Genomic DNA, 14,002 nt, shown 5'->3' on the forward strand with positions numbered 1-14,002 from the left:
GCCTCCACCTGAACGATGCCTCTGACCGACTCCGAACTCCGCGACCGGCTGCGCCTGATCCGCAGCGAGAACGTGGGGCCGATCACGTTCCACCGGCTGTTGAAACAATACGGCACCGCCGAAGCGGCGCTGGATGCTCTGCCGGCGCTGGCCCGTCGGGGCGGGCGCGGCAAGCCTCTGCGCATCTGCTCCAAGGCGGCCGCCGAGCGGGAGCTGACGGCCTTGCACAAGGCCGGCGTCACGGTCCTGGCCCATGGCGAGCCGCCCTATCCCCGCGCCCTGGCGGCTGTGGAGGACAGTCCGCCCGTGCTGTTCGCGCGCGGTCATGTCGGCCTGCTGGAGCGGCCGGCCGTGGCCATCGTCGGCGCCCGCAATGCCTCGCTCAACGGGCGCAAGCTGGCGCACCGTCTGGCCCAGGACCTGGCCCGCGCCGACCTGCTGGTGATCTCCGGCCTGGCGCGGGGAATCGATACCGCCGCCCACCAGGGCGCGCTGGCGGGCGGGACGGCGGCGGTGCTGGCCGGCGGCGTGGACATCATCTACCCGCCCGAGAACGAGGGCCTGTACGAGGCCCTCGTCGAGCAGGGCCTGGTGGTGTCGGAAATGCCCCTGGGCGAGGCGCCGCAGGCCCGCCACTTCCCGCGCCGTAACCGCATCATCTCCGGCATGGCGCTGGGGGTGGTGGTGGTCGAGGCGGCGGCCCGCTCGGGCTCGCTGATCACCGCCCGCCTGGCTGGCGAACAGGGCCGTGAGGTGTTCGCCGTTCCCGGCTCGCCCCTGGACGGCCGCGCCGCCGGCCCCAACAGCCTGCTGCGCGACGGCGCCATCCTGACCGAGACCGCCGAGGATGTTTTGCGCGGCCTCGCCGATCTGCTGCACGCCCCGCTCGCCGAGCCCGAGGCGGCGGAATTCCGGGCCGGCGCGGCTCCCGCTGCCTCCGAGGCCGAGGTCGACGCGGCCCGCGACCGTCTTGTGGAAGCGCTCGGTCCGGCGCCGGTGACGGTTGACGAACTCGTTCGCGGCTGCCAATTGTCCGTAGCTGTCGTGGCGACCGTCCTCCTCGAACTGGAGCTGGCAGGCCGGCTCGAACGCCTGCCCGGAGGGCGGGTGGCGCTGTTGACGACGCTCTGACCGGCGGCCTGGAGCCGCCCCGGGCGGAGCGGTTGGCTTTCGGACAGGACGAAAGGCGTCCGTTGCTCATGCGCGTTGTGGTTGTTGAATCCCCGGCGAAGGCCAAGACCATCAACAAGTACCTTGGAGACGACTTCAAGGTCCTGGCGTCGTTCGGCCATGTCCGCGACCTGCCGGCGAAGGACGGATCGGTGGATCCCGAGCAGGACTTCGCCATGAAGTGGGAGGTGGACCAGAGGTCTGAAAAGCACCTGCGCGAGATCACCGAGGCGGTGCGCAAGGCCGACGCCCTCTATCTGGCCACCGACCCCGACCGCGAGGGGGAGGCCATTTCGTGGCACGTGCGCGACGTGCTGGCGCAGCGCAAGGCCCTGGCCGGCAAGCCTGTGCACCGCATCACCTTCAACGCCATCACCAAGGCCGCCGTCGCCGATGCGATGGCGGCCCCGCGCGATCTGCACCAGGAACTGATCGAGGCCTATCTGGCGCGGCGCGCGTTGGATTACCTGGTGGGGTTCACCCTGTCGCCCGTGCTGTGGCGCAAGCTGCCGGGCAGCCGCTCGGCCGGCCGTGTGCAGTCGGTGGCGCTGCGCCTGATCTGCGACCGCGAGGCGGAGATCGAGCGGTTCAAGGCCCGCGAGTACTGGACCGTGGAAGCCCTGATGGCCACCACGGGCCAGGGGGGGGGCCAGGGGGGCCAGGGCGGCGGGCAGACCTTCACCGGCCGCCTGACGCATCTGGACGGCAAGAAGCTGGACAAGTTCGGGCTGCCCGACAAGGCCGCCGCCGACGCCGCCGTGGCCGCCATCACGGGCACGACTTTCTCGGTCGGCAAGGTCGAACGCAAGACCGTCAAACGGCACCCGTCCCCGCCGTTCACCACGTCGACGTTGCAACAGGAAGCCTCGCGCAAGCTGTACTTCTCCGCGTCGCGCACCATGAGCGTGGCGCAACGGCTGTACGAGGGCATCACCCTGGGCGGGGAAACCGTCGGCCTGATCACCTACATGCGGACCGACGGCGTGCAGATGGCGCCAGAGGCCATCCACGCCACCCGCGCGACCATCGAGCGGGACTTCGGCGGGCGCTATGTTCCGGAGGCCCCCCGGGTCTACAAGACCAAGGCCAAGAACGCCCAGGAGGCGCACGAGGCCATCCGCCCCACCGATCCCGGCCGCACGCCGGCCATGGTGGCCCCGTATCTCAATAAGGAACAATTGGCGCTCTACGAGCTGATCTGGAAACGCACCGTCGCCAGCCAGATGGCCAGCGCGGAACTGGACCAGGTCTCGGTCGACCTGACGGCGGCCGACGGGCGCGCGGTGCTGAGGGCGACCGGCTCCGTCATCACCTTCGACGGCTTCCTGAAGGTCTATTTCGAGGACCGGGACGATTCGGCCGAGGGCGATGACGACTCCAACCGCCTGCTGCCGCCGCTGCGCGAAGGCGACGCCGTCGACCGGCGCGAGGTGAAGCCGGAGCAGCACTTCACCCAGCCGCCGCCGCGCTTCACCGAGGCCAGCCTGGTCAAGAAGATGGAGGAACTGGGCATCGGCCGGCCCTCCACCTACGCCAGCATCCTGTCGGTGTTGCAGGACCGCGACTACGTGAAACTGGACAGCCGTCGATTCGTGCCCGAGGACCGGGGGCGGATCGTCACCGCGTTCCTGGAGAACTTCTTCGCCCGCTACGTGGAGTACTCGTTCACCGCCGACCTGGAAAACAAGCTGGACGAGATTTCCGCCGGTGCGCTGGGGTATCGCACGGTCCTGCGCGACTTCTGGACCGAGTTCAAGGCGGCGGTCGACGAGATCAAGGACCTGCGGGTCTCGCACGTGCTCGACGCGCTCGACGAGGAGCTTGGACCGCACCTGTTTCCGGAAGAGGACGGTGGCCCCGATCCCCGCGCCTGCCCGAAATGCGGCGACGGGCGCCTCGGGCTGCGTCTCGGCAAGTTCGGGGCGTTTATCGGCTGCTCGAACTATCCGGCGTGCCGCTACACGCGCCAGCTTGTCGCCACTGCGAATGACGACGGCGGTGCCGAGGACCTGGCCGGCGGCCCGCGCGAATTGGGCACCGATCCCGAGACGGGCAAGATGGTCACGCTGCGCAAGGGGCCGTACGGCCTGTACGTCCAGTTGGGCGAACAGGAACAGATCGGCGAGACCAAGACCGGCAAACCGAAGATGGGGCCGAAACCGCCGCGCGCCTCCCTGCCGCAGGGACTCGAGGCCGCCCGCGTTGATCTGCAGGTGGCGCTCGGTTTGCTCGCGTTGCCGCGCGAGGTCGGGACGCATCCGGACCACGGCACGATGATCCAGGCCGGCCTGGGCCGATTCGGCCCCTATCTGAAACACGGCGACGCCTACAAGTCCCTGCCGAAGGACGATGATCCGTTGCTCGTCCTGACCATCGGCCTGAACCGCGCCGTGGACCTGTTGGCCCAGCAGGGCGGCGGGCGCACCCGGATGGCGTCGCGATCGCTCGGCAACCACCCCACCGACGGCAAGCCGGTGGTGCTGAAGGACGGTCGATTCGGCCCCTATGTCGAGCACGGCAAGGCCCGCGCTACCGTGCCGAAAGCCGACCGCGAGAACCTGGACGACTTGACCCTGGACCGGGCGATCGAACTGATCCGCCTCAAGGCCGAGAAGGACGGCGCCAAAACGGCGGCCGGCGGGTCGGAGTCCGCGACAAAACCCAAGACCGCAGGCCGGACGAGCGCGAAAAGCCGTAAGTCCGACGCCGGCACATCCGCTTCAAACTCGGTCAACAATAAGGCGTCTGGCAAGAGTGGCACGACACCGAGTAAGGGAAAAGCCCGCAAGTCGGCAGCGGCGTCCTGATCGTTTTGCACCCGCAAAGCTCGTAACTATTTCGTAACAAGTCTTGGCGCAAACTACACCAGAGTGCCAGGGCCATCGGCCATGGCCGCCCTGACTTCGCCGATATTTTTGCAACTCCTTCTTTCGAAGGAGTGTACGTTCCTTCGAGAATGTCATATAACGAATGAACACGTTGCGGGACGGCGTGCACACCGGTCATCAAGGAAGCCAAGCCACCCATACAAAGGCTGGACCCGACCGGAGGGGGAGGAAACCCGATCACCGGCACCGTGTGGGGAGAGGGGTATCCGCATGAATGACATACACGAGGAGGGGACGGCGGTCGTGCACCTCTCGGGGGCGCTGACGCATACCGCCTTTGACCGATTCAATACGCTTCTTGAGGATCTGCGCGCGACAGCGGCGCAGAGCTACGTGCTTGACCTTGCCGACGTTCCCTTTATCGATTCCAGTGGCATCGGGATGTTGCTCATGGGACAGGAAGTCGCCGAACAGCAGGCTTGCACCCTTCGACTGCGCGCCGTGGGGCCGGCCGTGCGGGCGATGCTGGAACAGGCGCACGTGATCGAGTTGTTCGCGGTCGACGCGACGCCGCCGGGCCTGCCCCATGGGCAGTCGACCTCGGCCGCCGCCTGACCACCTCGGGGGCGCCGTGTGCCGGGCCATCAGCGCGGCGCGGAGGCGGCCGCGCCGCCGAATCGAACGGGGTTTTATGTAGGGCATAGGGGGGAGGCAAGCGCCATGGATGCGGTCACTTACATCGCTGGCGCCCGTGACGCGGATCGGGGCCAGGACGAAAACGGAACGCTCCACGACAACACCGATAGCGACACGCGCGCGGCGCGTCCCGTGCGGGCCCGTCTGAACGGGATCCCGTGTCTTGTCACCGTGTCCCCGGACGATGCCGCCGAAATCGCCGGTGCCGTGGCCGTCGCGCCCTTCGCCGGCGAACGCGCCCCGTTGCCGGTCAAGGGACAACGCGCCACCCTGGACCTGGTCGACGGCGCCGCCGCCGAGGACCTCGACCCCACGCCCGCCCAGGAGCCCATTGAGCTCATGGTCTCGGCTTCCAATCGCCGGTCCGGACGATTCACGGCCCGTGTGCTGGCCCTGTCCGAGGAGCAGGCCCGCATTTTGGGGCGCTGACGGCGGGTATTATCTCAGTTTGCCCCTTGGGCAGACCACGTCCCTCGCGACCTCTCGTCGCCAGTCGGGGGTTCGCAAAGCTCGCAAAGACGGATCACTTCGCCGCGGGCGTTCGATCCTTGCCTTTGCGGCGACGACCCCGACCCGGATTTAGAGTCCGAACCGGTTCGCCCTCACACAAGATCACGCCGCCCGGCGGCTCAACGCCAGCCAGATCCCGCCGCCGATGAGGAACGACCCGGAAATCCGCTCCAGCCAGCGCACGTTGCGGCGCGACAGCAGCGCCCCGGTCTTGCCGGCGGCGACCGCGTAGGCGCCGTCCAGCACCAGCGCCACCACCATGAAGGTCAGGCCCAGCAGCACGACCTGCAGGGCCGCGCTGCCCTCCGGGCTGACGAACTGTGGGATGAAGGCGCCGAAGAACAGCAGCGCCTTGGGGTTCGACCAGATCACCAGGAACCCCTGCCAGGCGTAGCTGCCGTGGCTGCGCGCCGTCCCGGCCTCGGCCTGCCCCAGCCGGCCGTCCGAGCGCCACATCTTAACCCCCAGCCACACCAGATACGCCGCGCCGATCAGCCGCAGCACGTCGAACACCGCCCCGGCCTGGGTGACGATCGTCTCCAGCCCGGCGGCCAGCACGCCGACCATCAGCAGCAGGCCGGCCTGCGTCCCGGCCACGTTCATCAGCCCGGCCATGGGACCGGCGCGCAGGCTGTTGGCGATGATCACGGTCACGGTTGGACCAGGAACGATCACGATCAGAGCGGAGGCGGCGACAAAGGCCAGCCAGGCGGTCAGGTCGAACATGCGTGGCGGCGCTCCTACAGCAGGAACCGCGTGCGGATGGTGCCCGGAATGGCCGCAAGGGCCTTGCGGATGCCCATGCCGGCCTCGATTTCCTTGTCCACGTCCACCACCACATAGCCGACGTCGCTGTCCGTGCGCAGGTATTCGCCGGCGATGTTGATGTCCCGCGACGAGAAAATCTCGTTGATGGCGCTGAGCACGCCCGGCACGTTCTTGTGGATGTGCAGGAAGCGGCTGACGTTCTCCTGGCTCGGCAGCGACACCTCGACGAAGTTGACGGCGCCGGCCGTCGAGCCGTTGTCGGAGTACTTGACCAGCTTCTCGGCCACCTCGGTGCCGATGTTGGCCTGGGCCTCCTCGGTCGAGCCGCCCACGTGCGGCGTCAGGATCACGTTGCGCAGGCCGCGCAACGGCGATTCGAAGATGTCGTTGCCGCCCTTTGGTTCCTTCGGGAACACGTCCACCGCCGCGCCGGACAGATGCCCGGTGCGGATGGCATTGGCCAGGGCCTCAATGTCGACCACCTCGCCGCGCGCGGCGTTGACCAGGAACGATCCGCTCTTCATCAGGCCGAGTTCACGCCCGCCGATCATGTCGCGCGTCAGGGGCGACGACGGCACATGCAGGCTGACAACGTCCGACGCCTCCAGCAGCGCGTCCAGGGTCGGCAGGGCGGTGGCGTTGCCGATCGCCAGCTTCTCGACGATGTCATAGAAGACGACCTTCATCCCCAGCGCCTCGGCCAGCACCGACAACTGCGAGCCGATATGGCCGTAGCCGACAATGCCCAGCGTCTTGCCGCGTACCTCGTGGCTGCCCTCGGCCGACTTCTGCCAGCCGCCCTCGTGCGCCGCCCAGGCCTTGGGGAACGTGCCCCGGAACAGGCAGATGATCTCGCCCAGCACAAGCTCGGCCACCGAGCGGGTGTTGGAATATGGCGCGTTGAAGACCGGGATGCCCTGCCGCTTGGCCGCGTCCAGGTCCACCTGGTCGGTGCCGATCGAGAAGCAGCCGACGGCCATCAGCTTTTCGGCCGCCGCCAGCACGTCAGCCGTCACACGAGTGCGCGAGCGGATCCCCAGGATGTGCGTGTCGGCCAGAGCGCTTTTCAGCGCGTCGCCGGACAGCGCCGTCCGCAGGTGGTCCACATTCGTGTACCCCTGCCGCCTGAGGTAATCGACGGCGTTCTGGTGGACGTTCTCCAGCAGCAGGACCTTGATCTTGTCCTTGGGCAGAGAGAGCTTGCTCACGATGGACGGATCCCCAAGTCTGTGGACGAGCGAACGGGCGCCGGCCTCACGGCCCGGCGCGGGCGCTTCACCTACCACACAGCAGCCCCGGAAAGGGAAGGGATTTTCATGGCTGGACAGATTGAGGCCCGTTTGACCGCCCTGGGGATCATGTTGCCGGAGGCCGTCGCCCCGGTGGCCAACTACGTGCCCGCCGTCCGTACAGGGTCGCTGGTCGTGGTGTCGGGCCAGATCCCGCTGTCCGGCGGAAAGCCGGCCTTCACCGGGCTGATGGGCCGTGACCTGTCGCTGGAGGATGGCCAGGCCGCCGCCCGCCTGTGCGGGATCAACCTGATCGCCCAACTAAAGGCCGTGTGCGACGGCGACCTCGAACGGGTCACGCGGATCCTCCGCCTGGGCGTGTTCGTGGCCGCGACGCCGGAGTTCACCGATCACCCGAAGGTCGCCAACGGGGTGTCGGACCTGATCGGCGAGGTGTTCGGCGAGGCGGGCCGCCACGCCCGCGCCGCCGTTGGCTGCGCGTCGCTGCCCCTGGGGGTGCCGGTGGAGGTGGACGCGATGGTCGAGGTAACGCAGCAGTACGACTGGTAAAAGCACTCGGTCCGTCGCCTGTCCCGCCCTTGGTGTCCGACGGCATCGCGCCCACATGCTGACGCGGAGATCCCATCCGCAGACAGGGTCCGCGAGGCCATGACCCCCCACGACACCGCCCCCTGCGACACCGAGACGCCGTCCTACAGCGTCGCCGTTCTGCCCGCCCTGTCGCGCGTGGACGCGGCCGACTGGGATGCCTGCGCCGGCCCGGAGAATCCCTTTGTAAGCCATGCCTTTCTGTCGGCGCTGGAGGACTCGGGTTCTGTCGGGCCGGGTACCGGCTGGCGGCCGCAGCACCTGCTGATTCGTGACGGCCAGGGGCGGCCGTTGGCGGTCGCGCCCCTGTACCTCAAGAGCCACTCCTACGGCGAGTACGTGTTCGACTGGAGCTGGGCCAACGCCTGGCATCAGGCCGGCGGGCAGTATTATCCCAAGCTTCAGGGCGCGGTGCCGTTCACGCCGGTCACCGGGCCGCGCCTGCTTGTGCGTCCTGACGCGCCCGACCCGGAGTCGCTGCGTCGTGCGCTGCTGGTGGCCATGGTCGAGCTGGCCGACCAGATCGGGCTGTCGAGCGTCCATATCACCTTTCCCACGGAGGGCGAGACCGATCTGGGGCAGGACATGGGCTTTCTGCGCCGCCAGGGCCAGCAATACCACTGGGAGAACCCGGGCTACCGCGATTTCCAGGACTTTCTCGACACGCTGGCCTCGCGCAAGCGCAAGGCCATCCGCAAGGAGCGCGACAAGGCCAACACCCAGGGCGTGACGCTGCGGGTCCTGACCGGCGGCGATCTGCGAATGCGGCACTGGGACGCGTTCTTCCGCTTCTACAGGACGACGGCCGACCGCAAATGGGGCCAGCCCTACCTGACGCGCGGATTTTTCCACCTGTTGGGCGAGCGCCTGGCCGATCGGGTGGTTCTGGTGCTGGGAACCGAAGACGCCACCGGCCGCGACGTCTGCGGCGCGCTCAACCTGTGGGGCGGCGATGCCCTGTACGGTCGCAACTGGGGCTGTGTCGACGACTTTCGGTTCCTGCACTTCGAAGCGTGCTACTACCGTGCCATGGATGTCGCGATCGACCGCGGTCTGCGCTGGGTCGAGGCCGGTGCCCAGGGCGAGCACAAGGTGCAGCGCGGCTACCTGCCGCGCGCCACGCACAGCCTGCACTGGATCACCGATCCGGGATTCCGCGAGGCTGTGGCCCGCTTCGTCGAGCACGAGCGCATGATGGTCGATCAGGACATGGCCACGCTGGCGGCGTTCGGCCCCTACCGCAGGGGCGAGCGGCCGGGGCCGGAGTCCTAACACGCCCTATCCGGAGCCCTTACCGCCAGGATCCTTGTCACGATCGAGGTGATCGAACACCGCCAAGACCGACGCCCGGGCGACTGATGATGTTCGACGTCTGGCGGCCGTGAGGCACGTAGGCGAACGTCTACCAGCCGCAAACACCTGTTCCGACCTTGTTTCATTTCAAGCTTTTAGGTTTGGCGCGGGCATCCAGAAGGGGCGCGCAGCTCTGGCTAGAGTTGGGTTGGCCAAACAAGGTGAAAACGACTCTGAGCGGCAGTACGGCGCCCATCCAGCTTGGATGAGGGGCATTCTCCATGTTCGGTAACAGACGCCCATTTCTTGACTTTTCTGATAAGGTATGTTCGGCTATCGTTGGTATAACAATCGGATTCATCTGGGCGTTGGGGCCATCCGCTTAGTGGCCATTGGGAGCAGCATGATGGTCGCCAAGTAACGGTGTTCAAATAACAGTGTTGCAGTCGTCTTGCGCGTGTCGCCGAGTCGGGGAGAAAAACCATGTCACAAGGTATTGAGCTTCTTGTTGTAAGTAGCAGTAATCGAATTTATGTTGTGAATATTCCCGGGGGATTTCAGTCGTTTGTCGTTTATTCTCCTGGAAACACAATGACTGACATTGCCGTCGATAACGAAGGGCAGATATGGGGGCTTGGTTTCGGGGAGATTTTTACGGTTAATCGCGAAACAGGCGCCCGTGGATCGGTAATGGAGCTTCCGGGTTTTCAATTTAACTCCCTTGAGATTGCTGACGATGGTACCTTTTACATCGGAGGCGGCACGTCCTTGATTGAATATTCTCCCGACACGGGCGAATTTACAGACCTCGCGACGGTCTCTAGTCGTTTCTCGGGGGATATTGTCGAGGTAGATGGTCGTATTTATGGATCGCTAGATACGGCATCACAAGACACCCTCATTGAGTATGATCCTGATTCTCGGCAAACAATAGAAGTGGGCGCGCTCCCAGCATCCAGCGTTTTCGGCCTCGGTAAAACTATAGACAACGAGATTGTCGCTTTTGACAGCGATGACGTTTACATACTTGATCAAAATACTTTGACAGTGTTGTTCGAGCGAGATTTTGATTTCGGCACTGCGAACGGGGCCGATGGTGTCGGGTTTTCCGTTCGAGAGGAAAGTAATGCCTCCGATGTCTTCCGATTCTTTAACAAGGAAACTGGAGGTCACTTTTTCACGTTCAGTACACAAGAAAGAAATAATGTATTGCAGAATACAAACTATCAATATGAAGGTGCTGGGTTTTTTGCTTTTGATGCTTCTGTTGCGGATCAAGATGGTAGTGGCGGTGCGTCAGAGGTTTATCGTTTCTACAACACGGAAATCGGCGGACACTTTTTTACTATATCAGAAGAGGAAAAGAACTTTGTTATCGATAATCTCCCGTTGTATCGGTACGAAGGGGCGGGTTTCAGCGCTTTCGAAGCTGAGACAGTTGAGGGTGTTGTGCCTGTATACAGGTTCTATAATACAATGACAGGTGGTCACTTCTTCACGATTTCTCCGGAAGAACGAGAGACTGTGATAGAGAATTTGCCAATCTACCGAGATGAAGGGGTTGGTTTTTACGCGCTTATGGAAGCGCCCGCCTAAGAAAACAATACAATGGTTTCCGCGTCCTCATTCAACCGTGATTTAAGGGACGTGGACGAACGGCGCATTCCTATAACCACTTGGTTAACTAAGCGGCTGCGTTTTTTTGATCCGTTCAATCTTTGTTCGCAGTCAGTTGAAGCCGTGGGGCCGGGTTCGCCGTTTCAGGCATGGCGTCCGCTTGTACTCGTTAGTCTGGTTGAACGGACGTGGGTCTTCGCGTTTTTGAAACCTTACGCTGGTCGCCGGCACGCATCGCCGGGGCCAAGAGACGTAGACGTGCTGATCGACCCCCGCGTTGCCGCGCCCTGCTGCGTTTGCTAACATCCCCGTCCTTTGCCGCCCCGTGCTCTGGGACGCGATCCCGGGCACGGCGGTTGTTTTTATGTCTGCGGTATTCGGACCCGTGGCCGCGCCCTTGCCCGCCCACGCTGTCCGAGACCGCCTTCCGATCGGCGAACCCAACCCGTGACCACACCTCCTGACAGGCCCTCCGAGTCCGACATCTCGCCCGTCACCATCGAAGACGAGATGCGGCGCAGTTACCTCGATTACGCCATGAGCGTGATCGTCAGCCGCGCGCTCCCAGACGTGCGCGACGGATTGAAACCCGTGCACCGGCGCATCCTGTATGCCATGAACGAGAACGGCTACACGCATAACAAGCCGTTCCGGAAGTCCGCCCGCATCGTCGGCGACGTCATGGGCCAGTATCACCCGCACGGGGACTCGGCCATTTACGATGCCATGGTGCGCATGGCGCAGGACTTTTCCATGCGCCTGAAGCTGATCGACGGCCAGGGCAACTTCGGCTCCATGGACGGCGACAAGCCGGCGGCCATGCGTTACACCGAGGCCCGGCTGTCCAAGGCCGCGCACGCGCTGCTGGAGGACATCGACAAGGACACGGTCGATTTCCAGCCGAACTACGACGAGAACTCGGTCGAGCCGGTGGTGCTGCCGGCACGCTTCCCCAACCTGCTGGTCAACGGCGCCGGTGGCATCGCCGTGGGCATGGCCACCAACCTGCCGCCGCACAATCTGGGCGAGGTGATCGACGCCTGCCTGGCGCTGATCGACACCCCCGATCTGCCGGCCGAGGACCTGCTGGAGATCATTCCAGGTCCGGACTTCCCGACCGGCGGACTGGTGATGGGTAAGGCGGGCATTCGGTCGGCGTACCTGACCGGGCGCGGCAGTATCGTCATGCGCGCGCGCTGCGAGATCGAATCCATGTCGCGCGACCGCGAGGCCATCGTCGTCAGCGAGATGCCCTATCAGGTCAACAAGGCGGCCATGATCGAACGCATGGCCGAGATGGTGCGCGACAAGAAGCTGGAAGGCATCTCGGACATCCGCGACGAGTCCGACCGGCGCGGCGTGCGGGTGGTGATCGAGGTCAAGCGTGATGCGGTGGCCGACGTGGTGTTGAACCAGCTCTATCGATTCACGGCGCTGCAGACGACGTTCGGCGTCAACATGCTGGCGCTGGATCAGGGCCGGCCGAGAATGCTGACCCTGCGGGAGATTCTGACGGCGTTTCTCGCGTTTCGTGAAGAGGTCATCCGCCGGCGGACCATTTTCGAACTCAACAAGGCCCGCGATCGCGCCCACGTGCTGGTCGGTTTGGCCATCGCCGTGGTCAACGTCGACCGGGTGGTGGAGATGATCCGCAACGCCCCCGATCCGCAGACCGCGCGGGAACGTCTCATGGCCGAGGCGTGGCCGGTCGGCGAGGTGGCGCCGATGATCGCGTTGATCGATGAGCCGGGGCGCGGCGTCGAGGACGGCCGCTATCACCTGTCGGAAACGCAGGCCCGCGCGATCCTGGATTTGCGCCTGCACCGCCTGACCGGGCTGGAGCGCGAGAAGATCCAGGAGGAACTGCGCGAGATCGGCGCTCGAATCGAGGAATACCTCGCCATCCTGGGGTCGCGCGACAAGCTGTTCGCCGTCATGCGCGGCGAGTTGGCGGAGGTGCGCGAGGCGTTCGCCACGCCGCGCCGAACCGAACTGCAGGACGTCGAGTTCGAGGTCGATGACGAAAGCCTGATCGCCCGCGAGGACATGGTGGTCACGGTCACCAGCACCGGCTACATCAAGCGGGTGCCGCTCTCCACCTACCGGGCGCAGCGGCGCGGCGGCAAGGGCCGCGCCGGCATGGCCATGCGCGACGAGGATTTCGTGACCAGCGTGTTCGTCGCCAACACGCATACGCCGCTGTTGTTCTTCTCCTCGGCCGGCATCGTCTACAAGCTGAAGGTACACCGGTTGCCGCTGGGGACCCCGCAGGCGCGCGGCAAGGCCATGGTCAACCTGCTGCCGCTGGGCGAGGGCGAGACCATCTCGACCGTGATGGACCTGCCGGAGGACGAGGCCACCTGGGGCGACCTGGACGTCATGTTCGCCACCGCCTCGGGGTCGGTGCGGCGCAACAAGCTGTCCGACTTCACCAACATCATGGCCAACGGCAAGATCGCCATGAAGCTGGAGCCGGGCGACGCGCTCATCGCCGTCCGAACCTGCTCGGAAAGCGATGATGTCCTGTTGGCCACGCACGCCGGCAAGTGCATCCGCTTCCCGGTGGGCGAGGTGCGGGTGTTCGCCGGCCGCACCTCGACGGGTGTGCGGGGGATCCGGCTGGCCAAGGGGGATCGTGTCATCTCGATGGGGATGCTGCGCCACGCCGACTACGATCCGGCGACCCGCGCGGCCTATCTGAAGCGGGCCAGCCAGGTGCGGCGGCGTCCGGAAGACGAGGACGCCGACACGGATCTCGTGCCGGACGTGGAGGCCGAGGCGGTGGAGCCCGGGGCGCTGACCGACGAGGATTTCGACCGCATGGCCGAGGCGGAGGAGTTCGTCCTCACCGTGACCGAGAACGGGTTCGGCAAGCGCACATCCTCCTACGAGTACCGTGTCACGGGGCGGGGCGGGCAAGGCATCATCAACATCGATACCGCCGTCCGCAACGGCAACGTGGTCGCCTCGTTCCCGGTGGGCGCGGACGACCAGATCATGCTGATCACCAACGCCGGCAAGCTGATCCGGATGCCGTTGGACGACGTGCGCATCGCCAGCCGCAAGACGCTGGGCGTGCGTCTGTTCCGCACGGCGGATGACGAAGTGGTCGTCTCGGCCGCCCACCTGCCGGCCGCGTTGGCCGACGGCGGCAATGGTGATGAGAACGGCGGCGACGACGGCGACGCCAGTCAGGGGGACGGCTAGGAGGCTTGGCGGCTGGTGACGGTTCCCATCCGCTTGGGGAGCCTCGGTCGCACGCAACCCACTGCCGAGGCCAAG

Annotated in this window: 10 protein-coding genes; 8 read left to right on the forward strand and 2 right to left on the reverse strand. The window is 65.5% G+C overall.

Annotated features, from left to right (window positions below):
- Positions 1-15 precede the first annotated feature (15 nt).
- The 4 genes from dprA (at position 16) to Q0309_RS12965 (ending at position 5,123) form a co-directional block, all read left to right on the forward strand.
- Positions 16-1,131 carry a DNA-processing protein DprA gene (gene dprA / locus Q0309_RS12950; protein WP_299441669.1) on the forward strand — a complete coding sequence of 372 codons (1,116 nt, stop codon included), beginning with the start codon at positions 16-18 and terminating at the stop codon, positions 1,129-1,131.
- Between the two features lie 68 nt (positions 1,132-1,199).
- A complete protein-coding gene (gene topA, locus Q0309_RS12955) occupies positions 1,200-3,977 on the forward strand; it encodes a type I DNA topoisomerase (RefSeq protein WP_299441672.1) in 2,778 nt (925 codons plus the stop codon).
- A 291-nt stretch (positions 3,978-4,268) separates the two neighbouring features.
- Complete coding sequence (locus Q0309_RS12960) at positions 4,269-4,613, forward strand: STAS domain-containing protein (RefSeq protein ID WP_299441675.1); 345 nt, start codon at positions 4,269-4,271, stop codon at positions 4,611-4,613.
- Between the two features lie 105 nt (positions 4,614-4,718).
- The gene (locus Q0309_RS12965) at positions 4,719-5,123 is read left to right on the forward strand and encodes a hypothetical protein (protein ID WP_299441678.1); all 405 of its coding nucleotides are present in this window, start codon (positions 4,719-4,721) and stop codon (positions 5,121-5,123) included.
- A 183-nt stretch (positions 5,124-5,306) separates the two neighbouring features.
- Here the strand turns inward: Q0309_RS12965 and Q0309_RS12970 are convergent, their stop codons facing one another.
- Positions 5,307-5,930: a LysE family translocator gene (locus Q0309_RS12970; RefSeq protein WP_299441681.1), complete on the reverse strand. Its 624-nt coding sequence runs from the start codon at positions 5,928-5,930 to the stop codon at positions 5,307-5,309.
- Positions 5,931-5,944: 14 nt separating this feature from the next.
- Complete coding sequence (serA, locus tag Q0309_RS12975; protein ID WP_366940623.1) at positions 5,945-7,183, reverse strand: phosphoglycerate dehydrogenase; 1,239 nt, start codon at positions 7,181-7,183, stop codon at positions 5,945-5,947.
- A 105-nt stretch (positions 7,184-7,288) separates the two neighbouring features.
- On the opposite strand from serA, the gene Q0309_RS12980 reads away from it, so the two are divergent.
- From Q0309_RS12980 to gyrA, 4 genes are all read left to right on the forward strand, one after another.
- Entirely contained in the window at positions 7,289-7,771 is a 483-nt protein-coding gene (locus tag Q0309_RS12980) for a RidA family protein (protein ID WP_299441687.1), read from the forward strand.
- Between the two features lie 99 nt (positions 7,772-7,870).
- Positions 7,871-9,082, forward strand: a complete 1,212-nt coding sequence (locus Q0309_RS12985) for a GNAT family N-acetyltransferase (RefSeq protein ID WP_299441690.1) — start codon at positions 7,871-7,873, stop codon at positions 9,080-9,082.
- A 504-nt stretch (positions 9,083-9,586) separates the two neighbouring features.
- Positions 9,587-10,699 (forward strand): hypothetical protein, encoded by a 1,113-nt coding sequence (locus tag Q0309_RS12990; protein WP_299441693.1) that lies wholly within the window; start codon positions 9,587-9,589, stop codon positions 10,697-10,699.
- Between the two features lie 468 nt (positions 10,700-11,167).
- On the forward strand, positions 11,168-13,927 hold the full coding sequence (gene gyrA, locus Q0309_RS12995; protein ID WP_299441696.1) for a DNA gyrase subunit A: 2,760 nt from the start codon (positions 11,168-11,170) through the stop codon (positions 13,925-13,927).
- Positions 13,928-14,002 lie beyond the last annotated feature (75 nt).

The organism is uncultured Rhodospira sp. (genome assembly GCF_937138205.1).
GTDB lineage: Bacteria > Pseudomonadota > Alphaproteobacteria > Rhodospirillales > Rhodospirillaceae > Rhodospira.